Annotated in this window: 17 protein-coding genes; 11 read left to right on the top strand and 6 right to left on the bottom strand. The window is 43.4% G+C overall.

Going from position 1 to position 19568, the window contains the following annotated elements; all coding sequences use genetic code 11:
* From EXT47_RS10880 to EXT47_RS10845, 8 genes are read left to right on the top strand one after another with little or no spacing between them, the layout of a single operon-like run.
* On the top strand, positions 1-738 hold the full coding sequence (locus tag EXT47_RS10880) for a heme ABC transporter permease (protein WP_010369087.1): 738 nt from the start codon (positions 1-3) through the stop codon (positions 736-738).
* A 2-nt stretch (positions 739-740) separates the two neighbouring features.
* Entirely contained in the window at positions 741-944 is a 204-nt protein-coding gene (ccmD, locus tag EXT47_RS10875) for a heme exporter protein CcmD (RefSeq protein WP_039492491.1), read from the top strand.
* Entirely contained in the window at positions 941-1420 is a 480-nt protein-coding gene (gene ccmE, locus EXT47_RS10870) for a cytochrome c maturation protein CcmE (protein ID WP_010369083.1), read from the top strand. The genes ccmD and ccmE overlap by 4 nt, the downstream gene beginning before the upstream one ends.
* A 1-nt stretch (position 1421) precedes the next feature.
* On the top strand, positions 1422-3380 hold the full coding sequence (locus tag EXT47_RS10865) for a heme lyase CcmF/NrfE family subunit (RefSeq protein ID WP_130126587.1): 1959 nt from the start codon (positions 1422-1424) through the stop codon (positions 3378-3380).
* 1 nt (position 3381) lies between these two features.
* Positions 3382-3954 (top strand): redoxin family protein, encoded by a 573-nt coding sequence (locus EXT47_RS10860; protein ID WP_069018771.1) that lies wholly within the window; start codon positions 3382-3384, stop codon positions 3952-3954.
* Positions 3951-4415 carry a cytochrome c-type biogenesis protein gene (locus tag EXT47_RS10855; RefSeq protein ID WP_130126586.1) on the top strand — a complete coding sequence of 155 codons (465 nt, stop codon included), beginning with the start codon at positions 3951-3953 and terminating at the stop codon, positions 4413-4415. The genes EXT47_RS10860 and EXT47_RS10855 overlap by 4 nt, the downstream gene beginning before the upstream one ends.
* Positions 4412-5695 (top strand): c-type cytochrome biogenesis protein CcmI, encoded by a 1284-nt coding sequence (gene ccmI / locus EXT47_RS10850; protein ID WP_130126585.1) that lies wholly within the window; start codon positions 4412-4414, stop codon positions 5693-5695. The genes EXT47_RS10855 and ccmI overlap by 4 nt, the downstream gene beginning before the upstream one ends.
* Entirely contained in the window at positions 5696-6427 is a 732-nt protein-coding gene (locus EXT47_RS10845) for a VacJ family lipoprotein (RefSeq protein ID WP_130126584.1), read from the top strand. It begins immediately after the preceding gene.
* A gap of 46 nt (positions 6428-6473) precedes the next feature.
* Here the strand turns inward: EXT47_RS10845 and EXT47_RS10840 are convergent, their stop codons facing one another.
* Both EXT47_RS10840 and EXT47_RS10835 read right to left on the bottom strand, forming a co-directional pair.
* A complete protein-coding gene (locus EXT47_RS10840; RefSeq protein WP_130126583.1) occupies positions 6474-8492 on the bottom strand; it encodes a TonB-dependent copper receptor in 2019 nt (672 codons plus the stop codon).
* 89 nt (positions 8493-8581) lie between these two features.
* Entirely contained in the window at positions 8582-9802 is a 1221-nt protein-coding gene (locus tag EXT47_RS10835; protein WP_130126582.1) for an EAL and HDOD domain-containing protein, read from the bottom strand.
* Between the two features lie 318 nt (positions 9803-10120).
* Here EXT47_RS10835 and putP point away from each other — a divergent pair, with 318 nt between their 5' ends.
* The gene (gene putP / locus EXT47_RS10830; RefSeq protein ID WP_130126581.1) at positions 10121-11602 is read left to right on the top strand and encodes a sodium/proline symporter PutP; all 1482 of its coding nucleotides are present in this window, start codon (positions 10121-10123) and stop codon (positions 11600-11602) included.
* A gap of 84 nt (positions 11603-11686) precedes the next feature.
* On the opposite strand, the gene bcp is transcribed toward putP, so the two are convergent.
* Positions 11687-12160: a thioredoxin-dependent thiol peroxidase gene (bcp, locus tag EXT47_RS10825; protein ID WP_130126580.1), complete on the bottom strand. Its 474-nt coding sequence runs from the start codon at positions 12158-12160 to the stop codon at positions 11687-11689.
* A 9-nt stretch (positions 12161-12169) separates the two neighbouring features.
* The gene (locus EXT47_RS10820; protein ID WP_010369065.1) at positions 12170-12703 is read right to left on the bottom strand and encodes a glycine cleavage system protein R; all 534 of its coding nucleotides are present in this window, start codon (positions 12701-12703) and stop codon (positions 12170-12172) included.
* Positions 12704-13035: 332 nt separating this feature from the next.
* Here EXT47_RS10820 and bamC point away from each other — a divergent pair, with 332 nt between their 5' ends.
* Together bamC and EXT47_RS10810 are read left to right on the top strand one after the other, a co-directional pair.
* Positions 13036-14094, top strand: a complete 1059-nt coding sequence (gene bamC, locus EXT47_RS10815) for an outer membrane protein assembly factor BamC (RefSeq protein ID WP_045990484.1) — start codon at positions 13036-13038, stop codon at positions 14092-14094.
* 65 nt (positions 14095-14159) lie between these two features.
* Positions 14160-15530 carry a YjiH family protein gene (locus EXT47_RS10810; protein ID WP_130126579.1) on the top strand — a complete coding sequence of 457 codons (1371 nt, stop codon included), beginning with the start codon at positions 14160-14162 and terminating at the stop codon, positions 15528-15530.
* Positions 15531-16516: 986 nt separating this feature from the next.
* Here EXT47_RS10810 and EXT47_RS10805 read toward each other — a convergent pair.
* Together EXT47_RS10805 and EXT47_RS10800 are read right to left on the bottom strand one after the other, a co-directional pair.
* Positions 16517-17041, bottom strand: coding sequence for a hypothetical protein (locus tag EXT47_RS10805; protein WP_039492476.1), 525 nt, complete (start codon positions 17039-17041; stop codon positions 16517-16519).
* Positions 17042-17055: 14 nt separating this feature from the next.
* Positions 17056-19398: a S8 family serine peptidase gene (locus tag EXT47_RS10800; RefSeq protein WP_130126578.1), complete on the bottom strand. Its 2343-nt coding sequence runs from the start codon at positions 19396-19398 to the stop codon at positions 17056-17058.
* Positions 19399-19568 lie beyond the last annotated feature (170 nt).

Here is a 19568-nt window from a genome sequence, read left to right as displayed (position 1 = left end):
ATGTGGAAGTGGTTACATCCTTATGCCAAAGCGGAGCGTGCTTACCAACTGTGTAACACCTTGCTTCCTTACTTTGCCGTGATTGCGGTAGTGGGCTTAATTGTTGGATGGGTTTGGGGGTTAGCCTATGCGCCAGCCGACTACCAACAAAAAGACAGCTATCGTATTATCTTTATTCATGTGCCGTCGGCTATCTGGTCGATGGGTGCATACTCTTCTATGGCTATTGCGGCTATTGTTGCCTTGGTATGGCAAATTCGTAATGCTGAACTGGCGGTTATTGCCATTGCTCCTATTGGTGCGGCAATGACCGCGATTGCGTTAATCACCGGTGCGGCTTGGGGTAAACCTATGTGGGGCGCTTGGTGGGTCTGGGATGCAAGATTGACGTCAGAGCTTATCCTACTGTTTTTGTATTTTGGTGTTTTGTCTCTATATCACGCCTTTGAAGATAAAAAATCAGGTGGTAGAGCTGCCTGTATTCTTGCCATTGTCGGGGTCGTTAATCTGCCTATTATTCATTTCTCGGTAGAGTGGTGGAATACGCTGCATCAGGGGTCAACTATCACCAAATTTGATACGTCAGCGATTGATCCTTCCATGTTGTGGCCTTTGTTGATCAACATAGTGGCGTTTGCTGGTGTGCTTGGCGTGGTTACGCTAATTCGTTTGAAAAATGAAATTTTACGAAGCGAGCAACACCGTCCTTGGGTCCGCGAATTAGTGAATAGGGGTTAATCATGCAGTTTGAATCCTTCAGTGAATTTTTAGCCATGGGTGGCTATGGCTTTTATGTTTGGCTCTCATTCGGCTCATGTGCATTAATACTGGCAGGTATTTTAGTCGGCTCTATCTTGGATGGTAAGGCGCTAAAGCAAGCAGTTAAAGCGCAAATGGCAAGAGAAGCACGCATTAAAAAAGCAAAAGAGGAGTCGCAAGCATGAATCCTAGACGCAAAAAGAGATTATTCACCGTTGTTGCCGTTATCTTTGGTATTGGCGCAGCGGTCGGGCTTACGCTTTACGCACTACAAGAAAATATTAATTTGTTTTACACGCCGAGCGAGCTTGTTGAAGGTAAAGGTGAGTTAAAAGAAATACCGCAAATTGGTCAGAAATTGCGCATTGGCGGTATGGTTGTGCCTGGTTCAGTGGTGCGTGATGAAACGTCCTTAGATGTGTCATTTAAACTTATCGACACCGGTCCTATGGTTACTATTCGTTATAAAGGCATTCTTCCTGATCTATTCCGTGAAGGCCAAGGTATCGTAGCACAAGGGACATTAGTTGAGTCTAATGTAGTTGAAGCGTTTGAAGTACTTGCCAAGCATGATGAAGAGTATATGCCATCAGAAGTGGCGGAAGCCGTGAAAGGCATTAAGCACGAAAAGCCAAAATATAATTTAAACAGCGAGAACTAAGATGGTCCCAGAAATAGGTTACTTCGCCTTAGTTCTGGCGATGGCATTGAGCTTATTACTGTGTATTTTCCCATTGTGGGGGGCTTATACGGGTAATTTGAGGCTGATGAAAGCCGCTCCTTCACTGGCCGTTGGTCAGTGTATTCTTGTGGTGTTCTCATTTATGGTACTGATCTACATCACGTTAATGGATGACTTTACGGTTGCGTATGTGGCACATCATTCGAGCAGTACTTTGCCTTGGTATTATAAAATCACCTCAACGTGGGGTGGACATGAAGGCGCAATTTTACTGTGGTTGGTAATGCAATCCATGTGGACCATGCTGGTTGCAGTGATGTCAAAGTCGCTACCGTGGGTTTTGCGAGCGCGTGTGTTAGGCGTCCTTGGCTTTTTAGGTGTGGGCTTTATGCTCTATACCCTGTGGATGTCGAGCCCGTTTGAGCGTTTGCTTCCTTACTTCCCTGTTGAAGGGCGTGATTTAAATCCATTATTGCAAGACCCTGGAATGATCATTCACCCGCCACTCCTTTATATGGGTTATGTTGGCTTATCTGTGTCATTCTCTTTTGCAATTGCTGCGCTTTTAACCGGTAAACTTGATAATACTTGGGCTAAATGGTCACGTCCTTGGACAATGGCCGCATGGGGCTTTCTTACTCTTGGCATTACAATTGGTAGTTGGTGGGCGTACTCAGAGCTTGGCTGGGGCGGTTGGTGGTTCTGGGATCCGGTGGAAAACGCTTCACTGATGCCTTGGCTTGTTGCAACCGCTTTATTGCATTCACTCGCAGTAACAGAAAAGCGTGGTGTGTTTAAGTCTTGGACCGTACTACTTGCTATCACCGCGTTTAGTTTATGTTTACTTGGTACCTTTATCGTTCGCTCAGGCATTATCGTATCGGTGCATGCGTTTGCAACCGATCCTGACCGTGGTTTATATATCCTGTCATTCTTGGCTGTGGTTGTGGGTGGTAGCTTAGCGCTTTACGCACTGCGCGTAGCTCAAGTATATAGTGAGGGGCGCTATCAATTCATTTCGCGTGAAGTGGCGCTGTGGATCAACAATATCTTCTTAGTGGTTGCGACCTTGATTGTATTGTTAGGCACGTTATTGCCTATGATCCACAAAGAGCTGGGCTTAGGCTCTATTTCTATTGGCGTGCCTTTCTTTAACCAAATGTTTGCGATATTAATCGTGCCATTCGCGATTTTGCTAGGTTTAGCACCTATGCTGCGCTGGAAACAAAATAAGATGCCGCCACTAGTTAAAAAGTGGGCTGTATTGATTGCGGTGAGTTTGGTACTCACGGCGACGTGGTTGTACTCGAGCTACGAAGTGGTGGCACCACTTACGTTTGTTGCGACAGCGTTGGCTGTGTGGATAAGTGTGGCTACCGCTGCTGACTTATTTAATAAAGTGACTGTTCACCCAAGTGTTGCGATCGGCTTTAAAAAGCTAGGATTGAGCTATTGGGCAATGGTACTCGGGCACGTTGGTATTGCCTTTGTTATCGCGTCGGTGACGTTAACTTCAGCATACTCAGTTGAGCGCTCCGTGAGCATGATACCCGGTGAAACGGCGATGCTAAACGAGTACGAATATCGCTTTGATGGCGTAAAAGAAATTCGAGGCCCTAACTACGGTGGTCATGCTGGCGTAGTGACGGTATTCAAAAATGGTAAAAAAGTCACCGAGCTGCATGCAGAAAAACGCCGTTATGATGTAGGGATGCAGTTTATGACCGAAGCCGCTATTGATGATGGTTTCTTCCGTGATTTATATTTAGCACTCGGCGAGCCGCTTTCTGCAGGCGCGTGGTCGCTTAGGATCTATCACAAACCATACGTACGCTGGATGTGGCTAGGTGGGCTACTTATCTCTTTTGCCGGCTTCATTGTGCTTGCGGATAAACGCTACCGCAACCGCGTTAAAAAATCATCCCAAGTGGAGGCTTAACATGAACCGCAAGTTATTAGGTTTAGTGCCTTTTTTGATATTTATTTTCCTTTGTGTGTTTTTGTACCAAGGACTATTTGGTAATCCAAGAGAGATCCAGACCGGCCGTTTAGGACACACTATGCCTGAGTTTTCATTACCCGATCTAATGGATAGTGATAAAACATGGACCGCCGACTCGCTTAAGGGTGAAGTCTACTTGATGAACGTATGGGGCACTTGGTGCCCAACCTGTATCGCTGAGCTGGGTTATTTAACTGAGCTTAGAGAGCGCGGCGTGAAAATAATAGGTCTGTATTACGAGCAGGCTTATGACCCTGATTTTGGCGACCAGTTTGATATCAATGCTCTAAGACAAGATGTCAATAACATGTTGAGTCGTGCTGGTAACCCATACCAATTTAACATTCTTGATTTGGAGCGTACATTAGCACTGGATCTAGGTGTTTCAGGCGCGCCAGAGACTTTTTTGGTAGATAAGCAAGGTAAGATTTTGTTGCATCATACTGGCGACATCAATGAACGCGTTTGGCGCACTAAGTTTGCGGCAATCTATCAGGAGTTGGCGCAATGAAATATGTAATTGTTTTGCTTTTAATGATGATTACCGCAGCGGCACAAGCAACGGAAGACAAATATAACTTTGCTACAGCTGAACGTGAGCAAACTTTCCGAGAGCTGACTCATGAGCTACGCTGCCCGAAATGCCAGAACCAAAACATTGCAGATTCAGATGCCGTCGTAGCCAAAGACCTGCGTGACAAAGTCATCGCTTTGGTTAATGAAGGTCAGTCTAAGCAAGAGGTCATTGATTATATGGTCGACCGCTATGGCTATTTCGTTCATTATCAACCACCTGTTACGCCTGCAACGATCGTACTTTGGGTACTGCCAGTGGCAATCATTATTTTAGGCTTCGGCTTTATTGTATTTCGTCAAAAACGCGCTGCGAAAAAGCAAGACTGGAATGCAGCGGACGAACAAAAGCTGACTGAGCTCATTAATCAATATCAACGTCAGGAGCGTGAGCAGTGAGCGAATTCTCGACAGATTTAACCCAAATGTGGTTTTTGTTTCTTCTGCTGGGCGTATTTGCCGGTCTCTTTGTGGTTTTTCCGTTTATTAAAAAAGAAAGACGCATCACGGTTGATCATGATGCGAATGCCGAGCGTATCGATATTTTCCATCAGCGTTTGGAAGAGTTAAAAGAAGAGCTTGCTAATCAGCGTATCGAAAAAGACAGTTATAATGAATCTGTGGTTGAACTCAAGCGTCGCTTATTGAATGAGTTATCGCCTGAACAATCATTGACAAGTCGTGGTGACAACCGTGTGTTGGCGCTCACGGGTATTGCTTTTATGGTGCTGGTGACAGGTGTCTTTTATTACTACACGGGTAGTCACAGGCAAATAGCGAGCTGGCATGAAGCCGTTGAAAAGTTACCTGAGTATGGTGAGCGTGCAGTAATGCAATCTGGAGAGCCGCTAAATGCCAACGAGCTACAAGCATTTGCGCTGGGGCTAAGAACTAAACTAGCAACCGCTGGCGACGATGCAGTTGCATGGATGTTACTTGGTCGTGTTGCAATGTCACTTAGTGACTTTGAGATGGCGATGCAGGCATTTGATAAAGCACTCGTGATGCAACCTAATAACAACAATGTCCTAGTGAATTATAGCCAAGCATTGTTGATAGAGGGCTCAGAGCCAAGTATGAATCGCGCGGCCAGAATGTTGTCAAAAGTGCTCAAGAATGATCCAACGAATATTGATGCGATAAGCTTGCTGGCGTTAATTGCCTATGAACGTCAAGATTGGAAAGAGTCAAAAGCCGCTTTTGAAGTCTTGTTGTCACAATTAACCAAAGATGATCCGCGTTATGAGATGATCGCAGGACGGATTGCTGAAATCGAACAAAAGTTAGGTCAACAAACAGATGAGTCAGTTGCTGCCAAAGCCAATATTGTCGCTACCGTAACCATTTCGGCAGAGTTACAGAACAAGATTCCAAAGGACAGTACCTTGTTCGTTTTTGCAAAGGCAGCTGAAGGTCCCGCCATGCCATTGGCGGTGGCCAAAATTACAAACTTTAACTTGCCAATGACGGTAAACCTAGATGATAGTATGGCAATGATGCCTGAATTAACCTTGTCGAAATTTTCTCAAGTTACGGTCACCGCACGTATTTCTAATGATGGTTCAGTAATGCCTTCAGATGGAGAACTAGAGGGTGCTTCAAGCGTAATTGAACTTCAACAAGGCGAAAATCAGCTCACTGTCGAGATTAGTCGTGTCTTAACAAATACAGGGAAATAAATGCTTAAAGCTGTGCTCACAGGTTTACTTGCGCTGACCGTTGTCGGTTGTGCGCAAGTACCCGAAGAGAAAAAGGATCCACGAGATCCATTTCAATCACTTAACCGTCCACTTTATGACTTCAATATGGATGTGTTGGACGCCTATATCTTACGGCCTGTTGCTAAAGGATATGTTGCGGTGACTCCCGCTCCTGTGCGCAGTAGTGTGGTTAATTTCACCACCAACATCGCCGCGCCGACCGATGCAGTAAACGCGGCATTGCAGGGCAAGCCTGATCATATGGCAATCAATGTTGCTCGCTTTTTAGTTAATTCTACGGTCGGTATTTTTGGCTTGTTTGATGTTGCGAAAACACTTGGCCTTGAGCTTAAAGACGAAGATTTTGGCCAAACCCTTGGGGTGTGGGGCGTTGGTGATGGTGCGTATATTATGATCCCAGCTATGGGACCGACGACCGCGAGAAACTTAACGGGTGATGTAGTCGATAACTTTGTCTTGCCAGAAATTGCACTCACCACGCCACAAACAGTATTAGTGTTTGCGCTGCGTGCAGTCGAGGCAAGAGCGGCTTTGATGTCACAAGAAAAGCTGCTAAATGAGTCGCTTGATCCATACACTTTCTTAAAGGATGTATATTATCAACGTCAATTGTACGAGCTATTCGATGGCAACCCGCCAATGGAAGAAGAGCCGGATGATTTTGACGAGAACTTTTTAGAGAACTTGTAAAAATAAGGTCGGCAATCGCCGACCTTTTGGTTATCTTAGTATACGGTTAGAAGCGCCAGTTAAGATTTGCCCAGAGCGTCCGTCCCGGCTCATTGACTCGATCAATTTGGTCAAAGCCACTTACCGCGGCGCCTGAACGACTTAAATGTTCGGCATAGGTTTTATCGAGTACATTATCTACGCCAGCACTGAGCTGTAATGCATCGCTATATTGATAATTGGTATTGAGTGAAAGCGTGCCAAACCCAGCCGTCGCAGTGACGTCCTGCCCTGCAATATTCCCTTGTCCAATCGCCACTCTGTGCTGATGTTGTACTAATCTTACCAATCCGCCTAGTTGCCACTTATCGCTTAGTTGGTAATTGCTCGCAATATGCAGTTGCAGAGGCGGTTGCTGAGCTAATGCGAGATTGTCGGTAAGGTTATTACCCTTTACGTAGTTGATACTACTGGTGAGTTGTAGCGCTTTGCTCGCTTGCCACATTACTTCACCCTCAAAACCTAAGGTTTCTGCGTCAATATTTCTGGTCACTTTTGACGTCATATTCATCTTTTTAAACATATTGTCGATTAATAAATAGTCGTCAATTTGGTTATAGAACACCGAGAAATTGACGTTAATGTCTTTGAACTGCTTTACCAATCCAGCATCTAATTGCACGGTTTTTTCAGCATCGACATTAAAGGCAGAAATAGACGTTTCACTTCCTCGGCTACCACCGACTACTTCCCAGTAATCGGGAAAGCGCTCTGTAACGCCGAAGCCGACAAAATAGCTACTGTTTTTAGATTGTGCTTGATAGCGACTAAATCCGCTGAATAACGTATCGTCTCTTGTTTGTAGGGCGGTTGGGTTTGGTTTCATCGACATCATTGCGCTTATCATGGTGCGATGATCTTCACTTTGCCAATCATCAATGCGCAATCCGCTAACCCATTGGCTAGTTTGACTCAATTGATATTCGAACTCGGCAAATACACCGAGCTGTCTAAATTCAGCATCTATTTGGCGCGGCATCGTTTCTACCGGATTGCTGAATTGATCTCGGCTGACTCGATTGCGGTGCTCATTTGCTTGATAATCGACACCGTAAATAAAAGGATGTTGGGCATTGATTTCTGAAGTCAACGTAAGCTTTGCGCCATAAGTTTTACGGTCAGGGTTGGAGGAGGTTGGGGTTTTCATCATCATGTTAGCAACAAAAGGACGTAAGCTATGATTGTCCATGATGTGGTCAACGTAGTTATAGTATGCGTTGAATGTTAACTCTTCAATCAGTGATGAAAGGGAAGATAATTTGATATTCAGGCCGATATTTTCTCGGTCGAAGAGGCTGCCATCCATCATGCGGTCGGCATAGGCAACTTCACCATCGCTTACCCCGTAAGTGATAGAGTAAAAAGCGTCATCGCTTGGGGTATAGGCAAACTCTGTGTCTATATTCCAGCGTTCATACGCTGAGTGAACTTTGGTGCCATTACCATCTTCATAATCATCTGCATCACTGTAATTTGCTGCGATCCGAGCGTATCCGCGTTCATTACCAGCCTTGATATCACTGTTAACACTGTGGCGGCCTTGGCTCGAAAGCACCGCATTGGTAAAGCCAATCACTTCAGATTTAGCTAGGCGTTCATTTTCACGTTCAAACACCACAGTTGCAGCACTGTTGCCTGGACCATACAACACGGTTTGTGGGCCTTTGATGACTTTTAAGGTGTCGTAGGATTGTGGCGTAATATATGCTGTAGGCGGGTCCATGCGGCTACCGCAACCACCAAGCGTTTGCCCATTATTGGCGATAATGGCAATTCTAGAGCCTGCCATGCCACGAAACACAGGGTCAGCACTTGCGCCGCCTTTTTTAATGAGTGAGAACCCCGCAATTGAAGAGAGTAAATCCGCGCCATCTTGTGCTGGTAGTGGTTGGCGTACTGCTTTGGTATCCGTTGTTAGCGTAATTGGTGTTTGCATCGGTGCAATAACAACGATTTTTTCGATTTCATCAGCATTGGTGATGGGGGATAAGGAAACAATAGCAAGAGAGAGTAGGGTGCGTTTCATAAGTTCACTTTGAAGTTGTTTTAGTGCACTTATTTTATCGCTATCAGGTGCTTAGTGGGATGCGACAGATTGTCGCATCCTTTGGTTGGTTACTCTATCGCTTTTATTTGAGTGTCACTCCAAACTTGCGATTTTTGATATAGCTCGGCGATATTTTGGCTGGTTACGTCAAGAGATTTTGATATGGTTTCAACGCTCTCCCAGTCACCCCTTTCCATAGATTCAGCGAGGTCCAGATAAATACCAAAAGCACTCGGTTTTTTCAGTAGGGTTGATTTAATTTCTTGAGATAAGGGTAGTTTCGTCAATAAACTGGCCATATCGTCATCGAGAATGGCGTCCATCAGTGACATCATGCCAACCAAAAATGTACTTCCAGTATCGGAGACTTTATTGGCCTTGGTTGCTATTGCTTCCATAAAGTGTGCGCGCAATAATGAGAGTGAAAGCAGCTCTTTGGGCTTTTCAGTATTAAGCTGTGAAGCAAATAATAATGAGATCAGACGCTTAAGCTCTTCACTACCGAGTACTACCAAGGCTTGTTTAATCGTTGATATTTCTGCTCGACGTTTAAATACAGCACTATTTGCATAACGAAGAAGTTTGTAGCTTAGGTTTACATCACGCTCAAAGACCTGTGTGATCCTAGCAAGGTCGGGCTCAACGCTTGAAGTCTCATAAAGCAATTCAGCCATGGCTAATTCTGAAGGAGCCAACGCTTTGGTTTTGACCATTTCGGGTTTGGCAAAAAAGAAGCCTTGAAAATATTTGAATCCAAGCGACTTGGCGAGTTCAAACTGTTCGTAGGTTTCTACTTTTTCTGCCACTAAATCAATGTTAGGGAAATCCTGTATTGCGGTTTTAATGGCATGGATTTGCTCTAGGTTAGTTGCCAACAAATCGACTTTTATCTGGTCAATATAGGGAAAAAAATGGCGCCATACATTTTGGTGATGGTAATCGTCAAGTGCAAGCGTATAGCCTTGCTCTTTAAGCTCTTTTACACACGCTAAGAGTCTTTTCCCCGGTTGTACCGTTTCTAATATCTCGACGACGACTTGTTCTGGCGCCAACATTTGCACATAGCCTTTTGCCAGCGTCTCTAGGGTGAAGTTAATGTAAGCAGGGCGTTGATTTGTGAGGTCATCAAGACCAAAGGTAAACTGGCTGCCTTCAACCAAGCGACTTGTTGCTTCATCACCGTCAATTTCGGGAAATACATTATTTAGGCCATCACGAAATAAAAGTTCGTATCCAATCAATTCCCTTTGGACATCAAAAATTGGCTGACGAGCCGCGTAAAAGTACATAGATACTACCGTCCAAACAAAATGCTATTGGCTTTAATATAAGGTAAAAGTGCAATCAGGTCACGCTGGGAAATTGAGTTTACAGAATATGGGTAAATACAGAACATAGACTGAATGATAATTAACCAGTTGAATTAGGTACGAATAAAATACTGTTTTGATCAATGGTCGCAGGTGGTTGGGTGTATGGTTTGTGCATGTTATAGTGGGTTCTTTATGTTTTTGGCTTTTATTCAAAGTGAGTTAGAAATCGAATAATTAAGTGATAGAAAAAGCTCACATTTGGAGAAGAGCCCAACTAACAATTAGGAGGCTAATTTGGAGATAGGTACGATAATCTCTCTCGCACTGTATTTTATTGCGATGTTGGGAATTGGGTTATACGCATATAAAAAGTCGACCAGTGATGTGTCAGGCTACATGTTGGGCGGTCGTAGCTTACCACCAAGTGTAGCGGCGCTTTCAGCGGGCGCATCCGACATGAGTGGTTGGATCTTAATGGGTCTGCCGGGTGCCATGTTCCTGTATGGTTTTAGCAGTACATGGATTGCAATAGGTCTTGTGATTGGTGCTTGGCTTAACTATTTATTGGTTGCACCACGCCTGCGTGTTTACACAGAGTATGCAAATGATGCGATAACTATTCCTGACTATTTTGCAAATCGTTTTGAAGATAGAGGAAACGCGTTAAGAATAGTCTCAGCGTTAGTGATCATTGTTTTCTTCACCCTATATACCTCCTCTGGTGTGGTTGCTGGTGGTAAGCTGTTTGAAAGTTCATTTGGCATGAGCTATGAGAGTGGTTTATACATCACCACCGGCGTTGTTGTGCTTTATACTTTATTTGGCGGCTTTTTAGCGGTAAGTCTGACCGACTTTGTACAAGGTTGTATTATGTTTATCGCTTTGATTTTAGTGCCTTTAGTTACCTTCTCACTGCTCGATAATCCGCTATCTCAAACACTAAATGAGTTAAACCCAACGATGTTAACTTGGGTTGGTTCGGCTGGTGCAATAGGTATTATTTCAGCAATGTCTTGGGGTCTTGGCTACTTTGGTCAACCTCATATTATCGTGCGCTTTATGTCTGTTCGAAGTGTGAAAGACATGCCGACAGCGCGTCGCATAGGGATGAGCTGGATGATAGTTGCAGCTCTCGGTGCTGTGGGCACTGGTTTGTTTGGTGCAGCTTACGCACATGAACATGGGATTGTTGTGGATGATGCCGAGACCATTTTCTTGATTTTATCTCAGTTATTGTTCCACCCATTGATTGCTGGTTTCTTACTCGCAGCAATTCTTGCAGCAATTATGAGTACCATTTCTTCGCAGTTGTTAGTGAGTTCGAGCTCGTTAACTGAAGACTTTTATAAGATATTCTTGAACAAAAATGCTTCGGATAAAGAACTTGTGCTTGTTGGTCGTATCAGTGTACTAGTTGTAGCGCTTGCTGCCATTTACCTTGCGTACGACAGAGATAGCTCGATTCTAGATCTTGTAAGTAATGCTTGGGCTGGTTTTGGTGCGGCATTTGGCCCGCTAGTATTGATAAGCTTATTCTGGTCTCGCATGAACTTTGCTGGAGCACTCGCCGGCATGGTATCTGGCGCGGTGACTGTGTTGGTATGGATCTATGGTCCGTTTACTTATAATGGTGAGCCGCTTAGCGCGACATTATATGAAATTGTTCCAGGGTTTATTGTTGCGACTATCGCTATCTTTGCTGTCAGCCTTCTGACCAAGGAGCCAAGTAAAGAGATCACTACCTTATTTAATAAAGTAGAAAACGCGCTTGATTAAAGCCGGTTGAAGTGAATAAAAAACGGAGCATTTGCTCCGTTTTTTATTTCTTAAAGATACGTAAATACGGTTTAAGGGGTCACTTTAAGCTTGTTCTTTTAAGTGGTTAATCACGACTTCATGGTGATCTTTGGTTTTAAACTTATTGAACACGTGCTTGATGGTGCCGTCTTGACCGACTAAGAAAGATAGGCGATGAATGCCGTCATATTCTTTACCCATAAATTTCTTTAATCCCCACACACCAAACTCATCGGCTACCGCGTGGTCTTCATCCGAGAGTAAGTCAAAGTTGAGTTCTTTTTTGTTTTCAAAGTTCTTTAACTTTTTCACAGGATCTGGACTAATGCCAACGGCTACGGTGTTTAATTCAGCCAGTTCAGCTTTGTGGTCACGCAGATTTTCAGCCTGAACGGTACAGCCTGGGGTCAATGCTTTAGGATAAAAATAGACTAAAACTTGATGTGACTTTAATAAAGTAGCAAGCTCAACAGTCTCGTCGTTTTGGTTTTGCAGTGAGAATAATGGTGCTTTATCACCAACTTTCAAAGTATTCATAGTAAATCCTTAGCGAATGCGTCTGAATATATAGTCTACGTTTAAGGAGTGTGAAAGATCTTCGAACTGAACTTTAAAGTTATCAATATCCACATCCACTGGAATATTAAACTCAAGCTCGCAGCGCATATGTAGCTCGTCTTCTTGCTCAAAAGTATCTGACTTTAGTGAACAAATATTCACTCCTTGTGCTGCAAAATAGCGCGTTACTTTGCTGAGTGTACCGGGAGTATCTAGTCCTTCATATTCCAAAGTATAACCTGCACTGTATTCGCCTTGCTGATGGCTCGACGTGCGTTTCATCATGGTTAAGAGACCGAGTTCCATCCCTTTTGCTGGTAAGGTATGTTCTACACGACTAATAGACGCCATGTCACCGGCTAGCAACATAATAAAGGTAAATTCATTTCCCAATATTGCGATACGACTGTCGATAATATTACAGTTGCAGTCACTCACAAGCTGTGTCAATTCGCCAACAATACCAGATCTGTCTTCTCCTATTGCGGTTAAGACAAGTTGATGGTTTGCATGCATGGTCATTTTGGAACCTCTGATTTCACGTAATGCGCTCAAGGTTAATAGTTAACGCGAAATACTACCATATCTGAGTTTTAGCGCTAGCGCGTTGTAATAAAAAATAGAATTAGGGTTGCGCGGCATGGTTGCTTGTTTTTCTAATGTATGACAAGTAACATAAGGCAAAATTTTGGCTATGAGATACGTGTTCCCGATATAGTACGTGGAATATTTGATAGCATAGCGTTATTAATTCAGAGATTGTCAATTTTTGGCAACTTTGTGTGAACCAATTCGGCAATCCTAAATCATAACTTTGATTCGAATAATAATAGGGTTTGCTAAGGAGTAAATGAGTGCAGTATTGGATCCCAAAATCACTGGTTCTTGGAATTGCCGTTAGTCTAAGCGGCTGTAGTATTTTTACAAATGATGCACATCATGAAAGAAATTATCGTGCAAATGCACCGGTGAAAGCCCCTGAGGGCTTAGCTCAGCCTTATCGAGACCCAGAATTTGCAATGCCAGTCGGCCAATATGAAAATACAGCTGAACCGGTAAGTTACCGTGCACCGCAACAGGTATTAACAGTTGCGCAAGGCAGTTGGGTAGAGCAGGGCGAAGAAGCTGCAAGGATCTTTTTTGATAAGAATGATGGTATAGAAGATTTACCGGCATTTATTTGGCGCGCTGTGGATGGCGTTGTGGCGATGCATAACGCCGGACTTGAAAGCGATAACAAGGCGCAAGGTTCGGTGACGACAACTTGGTATTCACTGATTAAGCCTAAAGACGGCTGGTTTTGGGAAGAAGCGGCAGAGCCATCTAAGCAAAAGTTTAAGTTTACTGTAGAGCAAAAAGAACATCAGCGTACGGCGTCAATTCGAGCGGAATTGGTAGATTATCAAGGCGATGGTGAGTTAACTGCGCTTCAGAAAAACCACCTCGAAGTTCGGGCACTGAACGAAGTCGTTTCAGAATTTGACTATCAATATCGTCTACTGCAAGTTGAAATGCGTAAGCGCCAAGGTGTACTGGCACTTGAACTTGGGTTTGACAAGAATGGTGATTCGGCGCTACTGACAGAAAAAGGTCAAGAAGCGGTGCTTGATCGCTTCTCAAACTTCCTAGAAAGAAGTAACTTTACGGTTGTTCGTGTCGATAGAGAAAAGCAGGAAGTTTTGGTCCGTTATGAAGCGCCTGAAAGCAGCGTTTGGGACTCTATTTGGGGTGAAGAAGCGGTTGTGTTGCCAATTGACAATGGTGATTACACGATAAAGATCGCTCAAGCGCAGGATACGCGTACTTCAATTACCTGGAAGGATAGCGAAGGTAACGTACTTGATGCAAACACCATGAATAATCTGCATCAAGCCTTGATCACTTTGCTTAGGCAAAAAGGTCTAACAATCTAATAAATATAATAATTTAAAAACGAAAAGAGCTTCGGCTCTTTTCTTTGTTTTTGTGGAAGTAAAAAATGACAGAGAGCACTATGACACCACGCTCCACCTTACAAACGTGGTTTGCGTTTATCGTACCGTCATTGATTGGTATCTTTTTATTTATGACGCCAGTGGCAGTGGGGGAAGCAATGACTATCCCAATCGCTGTTATGGCGAAGTGGTTACAAGCGCAAGTCGCTCCTTTTATTAAAGACATGATTGTCGCAATAGTATGTATTACCGGGATCATGAGTTTGGTGATGAAGCTCCTAAGACCCCAAGCGCTATTAAAAATAACCATAATAAAGCACTTATTTGACGTTAGCTGGGTTTGGTTGATAACCCGACTAGTCGGCATGGTGTTTATTGTGCTTACCTTCAATGGTGTTGGTCCAGAAGCGATCCATTCAGAAAACACAGGAGCATTAGTGCTAAATGACTTGTTACCTGTACTCTTTTCTGTCTTTATTCTTGCCGGCTTGTTACTGCCATTACTACTTAACTTTGGTCTACTTGAGATGGTTGGCACACTCTTGACCAAAGTGATGCGCCCGCTATTCGGTGTGCCTGGTCGTAGCGCGGTAAACTGTGTTGCTTCTTGGCTTGGCGATGGTAGTGTAGGTATCTTGATGACCGCTCGCCAATATGAGGATAAGCACTATACACAACGAGAAGCGGCTATCATCGGCACCACATTCTCTGCGGTTTCCATTACTTTCTGTTTAGTTGTGATTGGTCAAGTTAAACTCGAACACCTGTTTGCTCCTTTTTACCTCACCGTATGTGCAGCTGGCTTTGTTGCAGCGATCATAGTGCCGCGCTTACCACCGCTAAGGTTCAAAAAGGATATCTATGTAGATGGTAGTGATCACAATCAGGATTCAGAATCGGTACCAGAAGGAAAAGGCCTATTAGGTCACTCTTTGGATATTGCACTTGCTAAGGCAAAAACGGCACCAGGGCTTAAAGGTACATTAGAAGAAGGCCTGCATAATGCGTTAGATATGGTATTTGCTGTACTTCCCGTGGTTATGGCAGTTGGTACTTTTGCCCTGATCATCGCAGAATACACCCCTGTATTTCAATATTTAGGTACACCTTTCGTTCCTTACCTCGAGCTACTCAATGTGGCAGAAGCCGAAAAAGCAGCACAGACAATCGTTGTCGGCTTTGCTGATATGTTTATTCCGTCAATCCTTGCTGCAGGCACTATTGAAAGTGATACCACCAGGTTTATCGTTGCCGCAATGAGTGTTACCCAGTTAATTTATATGTCTGAAGTTGGGGCATTATTGCTTGGTAGCAAAATCCCGGTGAACTTGTGGGAGCTATTCCTAATATTTATTTTAAGAACGCTTGTTACCTTACCTGTTATCGTCTTTATGGCGAAATGGTTAGTCGGCTAACTTCATGCTGAATATTGACGTTTTATGCTCAGACTGGCCTAACCAAATTAGTCCAGACTGAGCATTATCTTTTATCGATAGCCTAACTTTTCAAAGCCGTTTAGTGCCGCTAATAACTGCTATAAAGTCCAAGTATAAAAAGCCGCAGTCGGGTTAGGAAGGCAGTTTTGGTCTACACCTGCAAGCACTTGCGTTAAGTCCATCATCTTACTTTCTTTTTAAGCGGTTAAGACCCAAGTGTCTATCCTGTTTCATGTGCCCGATGAATAGCTTTATAGTATTGTATTGTATTGTATTGCATCGCTTGCGCTTTCTCTTAATACTCGATGTCACTCCATGCTTTTGCCCAGCAATATATACATCATAATACGCAGCTAAGCACCCTCGATGAGCCCTATCTACAAAACAGCTGTAGGGTCGCTTATCAGTGATATTTTCCATTATTGGATAAAGAATTACACACCACAAAGGTATTACCAGACGGATTTTCGCACCATATGGCTACTGTGTTTTCGTCAGCAGTTTGTGGGTTTGTTTAAGATATTCGAGACCCGCGAGCAGGTGGATAGGCTTTGTGTCAGAACCTTTATCAACATAGTATTGTGTAAATTCAACCTATATTCGCTATCAATCAGTTTGGACGGCTTCACGAGTTCATGACGCAGTGACACGATATCAATGAGCTCGCTTTGAAACGGGTGCTTTTATGATGTTTGCGTGTATGGTTTTGGTTATCAGGTTCAAAAACTGCAATTTTAGGATAGTAGGGTCGTTTAGATCTTTATGTAATTCAATAAATTAAATTGATTTCAGGATGAGCCAACTAGAAGAGGAGGCAAGGGATATGCAAAATATGGTGGTCACGTTTATCTAGCCAAAATTTGAGGCCAAGTAGAAAGTAATGTCGTCAGAGGTGTTGGCTTTCGGAGTGCAAAAAAAGCCCCATTCGACATGAGGCTTTAGAAAGTCTGTGTTTAACAGTGAGGTTATCTAGATGTGTATAAAGTACCTAACACTTCAATTTTAGCTTCAACTACCTTTCCCGATTGCTTCAGCTCGGCAAGTTTACCAAGTAAATCTTGATTGCTATTTACACTAACAACGGCAATTCTGCCACCGTCATATGTATTTTCAACAGCAACGTCGAATTCACTTGCTAAATCGCTTGCAGACGCACCGTCTTTCAATAAAAGGTTGATATTGCCAGATACCGGAGCAATTTCACCATTAAAAATATTTTTTACTAAAGAACCTTTAGTGAACAACTTGCTGACAGAAGTTGACTTAACCAAAGCTTTATTACCTTTTTTGCTAATAACAGCATTAGGATCAGCAATTGCTGCAGGAACTAATGCATGATCAGACATGATTTTATAAGCGCCAAAGTCAGGTTGTTCAAAACTTGCCACTTTGTTGACCTTCTCCATTTTTGGAGTCAAGTTGTCATTAGCTTCTGCTTGAGTCAAGAATAGTGAACCCGTAATTAGTGCTGCGATTTTTAACTTGTTCATAATATACACTCCTATTACTCAGCAGACTGGTGACCAAAGATACGTACAGCTGCACCCATCAATTTTGATGGTGTAGAGTTGTTCACGTAACCATTATAGACAATATCGCCTGTGCTAGCTGTTGCAAACGATTTGTCAGAAACGTCTAGCACGCGAATTGTCCATTCCCCTTTGGCTGATTCGCCATAGAAGCTATTTGATAAAAATACCCCATTTTTCAGGATGTAGCCGTTCTGGAAGCCGGCTCCACTAAGGTCATATGCTGGGCGTATCAACGCTTGTCGAGATGACAGTAAAACACTTCTAGTACCACTTGGAGAGATAACTTCAATCGCTAAATCGGAGCCCGCAGTAGACTGAAGGACATCTTCACCGCTTTCTATTCCCATACCGAATTCATCGTTGAATACGTCTAGTTTGAACTGAGCTGCTTCAACTTTGATATCATCTTCAATTGTGACTTTGTATGTCGCACCAACCAAGCTATTATCAGGAATTGGCATTTCAAGTGATTCTTCTGCTACTACTGAGCCTGCGCCGGTCCAATCAGTAATTACTTCTTCACCTAAATTGTTCGAGTAAGACTTAGCCATTTTCACAGCCTCGCCAGCATCGACACGTCCAAATCCGTAAAGATTATTATGGCTATAACCAGCCGCATTCTCAACCCAACCATCATGTGCAACGAATTCGTTATCACCTACAGGTACAGTTACAGATGCATTTTCAGCATCATTCTTGGTACTAGTCGATGCAATGATGTGTCTCACATCCCTCCAAGTTAGTTCGTTGTTGGCTGAAAGGATTAAAGATATCACACCAGATGCATTTGGAGCCGCCGAAGAAGTTCCGTTCATAGAAGAACGATAATTACAATTAGGGTTTTCAGGATGACCAGGGTAATCGAATGGATACTGGCTTGCGGCAAACTCTTCACCATAAGCGGCAGTCCAACCAGCTATCGTGCGGCCGGTGTAGCCTGAGCTACCGCTCAAACATGTCATCGGGTCTGTTGTAACCATTGCTGGAGCCCAACGGCCATATTCACCAGCTGGGGCTGCAGCTAATAGGTTAGAACCAGCGCTTGAATAGCTTGTGTGTTTACCATTCGAGTTAACAGCGCCAATAGAAAAGTAGTATGGATGGCCTTGACTACTTTCACTGTTGCTGTTGTAACAAGTTAACCCAAGGTCATTTGCACCATTATCTTCACAAAATGACCCTTCTAAGTCTTCACTCATGAAGCTATTACCGCTTGATTTTACGTTGGTCGCTCCTTTACCTGAGCGAAGCTTTCTGTTTGGATAAGACTCAATGGCTTCGTCGAGTTCTGAATAGCTAAATTGAACTGGGTAAGTAAGACCATAGCTGCGGTTAAACACAGAAATAGACTCGCTTACAGTGATACCTGAACCAGGAAAGCCATGAACTAATAGCTCTTGCTTCGGCGTTTTTTCGCCGCTTGCCAATAAGTTCATTCCAATGAGGCCTGTATCAGGTGAAACACCTCGGCCGCCTAAGCCATTCCAACCTTTTGAGGCGATAAGGCCAGCTACGCTAGTACCATGGTCGCCATTGGTTGCCTTGCTTGTTGGGTCTGTTTTATCCAAAGCGTCGTTTAAAAGGTTTAATGATCGATTCGGAAGCACATTAGGTGCTAAATCTTCGTGTCGAATTTCAAGTCCTGAGTCTACTACTACCGCAGTAACGCCTTGACCAGTAACACCTTGAGCGAATGCATTTTTTACATTCATATCTTCGCCAGCGACTAAGATGTTTGTTTCTGCTTCTTCGAATTCTTTATCCCAATATTGTTGGGCTTCCTCTTCTGTCATTATTCCACGGCCTACATATAAGTCGACGAGACCTTGTTTCATTTCGTCACTCAGTGCATATGCTTTCTGACCGGTGTTGTTTAAGTGCCATTGTTGGCTAGCTAGGGGATCTGTAATGGCTGCTGGGATCTCAATGCTACCACTAGCTGATTTACTGTTTGCTGTTACTGTGAAGTTAATTGTTGCCGCTTCGCCTGTCACTGACAGGTAGTCAAACGCGTTGATACCTTTTAGTGTCAAAATACCATGTGAAAGAGTATAAACATTGTCTTCTGGGATGATCTCAGTTTCACCATCAAATATTGCAATTGATAGGTTATCACCATCAGCATCTGAGGCTTGAATTGGACCTGAAGTTGTTTGCCAATGCTTAACATTCTCTAATTGAGTAACGCCGGCTTGAGGGGCTTGATCTACTTCTTGAGCTGAGCTGTTCTTATTGTTATCACTACCACCACAAGCAGATAGCGCTAATACTATCGCTGCAGATAAAGCAGTATATTTGAATTTATTGTTATTCATGTTATTTACCTTCGTGATCTTTACGGCAACAAATGTACTCAAGTAAATTTATGTTAGCAATTTTATAATTTATTTTATTGTAACTATTTTGTAAGCAAAAAATATTTTTTATTTATATTTTCATGTAGTTAGGTTGTTTGAAAACAAATGTAAACAGGGGTAGGGGCTGT

This window comes from Pseudoalteromonas sp. CO342X (genome assembly GCF_004208915.1).
Taxonomy (GTDB): Bacteria; Pseudomonadota; Gammaproteobacteria; order Enterobacterales; family Alteromonadaceae; genus Pseudoalteromonas; species Pseudoalteromonas maricaloris.
Note: the sequence above shows the minus strand (reverse complement) of the source record. Positions and strands in the feature narration are given on the sequence as shown.

What these genes read in the sequence shown, in the direction of transcription:
- EXT47_RS10855 (WP_130126586.1), top strand. Translation starts at nt 3,951, where the DNA reads ATGAAATATGTAATTGTTTTGCTTTTAATGATGATTACCGCAGCGGCA.
- EXT47_RS10820 (WP_010369065.1), bottom strand. Translation starts at nt 12,703, where the DNA reads ATGACCATGCATGCAAACCATCAACTTGTCTTAACCGCAATAGGAGAA.
- EXT47_RS10800 (WP_130126578.1), bottom strand. Translation starts at nt 19,398, where the DNA reads ATGAATAACAATAAATTCAAATATACTGCTTTATCTGCAGCGATAGTA.
- EXT47_RS10865 (WP_130126587.1), top strand. Translation starts at nt 1,422, where the DNA reads ATGGTCCCAGAAATAGGTTACTTCGCCTTAGTTCTGGCGATGGCATTG.
- EXT47_RS10880 (WP_010369087.1), top strand. Translation starts at nt 1, where the DNA reads ATGTGGAAGTGGTTACATCCTTATGCCAAAGCGGAGCGTGCTTACCAA.
- bcp (WP_130126580.1), bottom strand. Translation starts at nt 12,160, where the DNA reads ATGAATACTTTGAAAGTTGGTGATAAAGCACCATTATTCTCACTGCAA.
- EXT47_RS10845 (WP_130126584.1), top strand. Translation starts at nt 5,696, where the DNA reads ATGCTTAAAGCTGTGCTCACAGGTTTACTTGCGCTGACCGTTGTCGGT.
- EXT47_RS10840 (WP_130126583.1), bottom strand. Translation starts at nt 8,492, where the DNA reads ATGAAACGCACCCTACTCTCTCTTGCTATTGTTTCCTTATCCCCCATC.
- EXT47_RS10810 (WP_130126579.1), top strand. Translation starts at nt 14,160, where the DNA reads ATGACAGAGAGCACTATGACACCACGCTCCACCTTACAAACGTGGTTT.
- ccmD (WP_039492491.1), top strand. Translation starts at nt 741, where the DNA reads ATGCAGTTTGAATCCTTCAGTGAATTTTTAGCCATGGGTGGCTATGGC.
- ccmE (WP_010369083.1), top strand. Translation starts at nt 941, where the DNA reads ATGAATCCTAGACGCAAAAAGAGATTATTCACCGTTGTTGCCGTTATC.
- EXT47_RS10835 (WP_130126582.1), bottom strand. Translation starts at nt 9,802, where the DNA reads ATGTACTTTTACGCGGCTCGTCAGCCAATTTTTGATGTCCAAAGGGAA.
- EXT47_RS10805 (WP_039492476.1), bottom strand. Translation starts at nt 17,041, where the DNA reads ATGAACAAGTTAAAAATCGCAGCACTAATTACGGGTTCACTATTCTTG.
- EXT47_RS10860 (WP_069018771.1), top strand. Translation starts at nt 3,382, where the DNA reads ATGAACCGCAAGTTATTAGGTTTAGTGCCTTTTTTGATATTTATTTTC.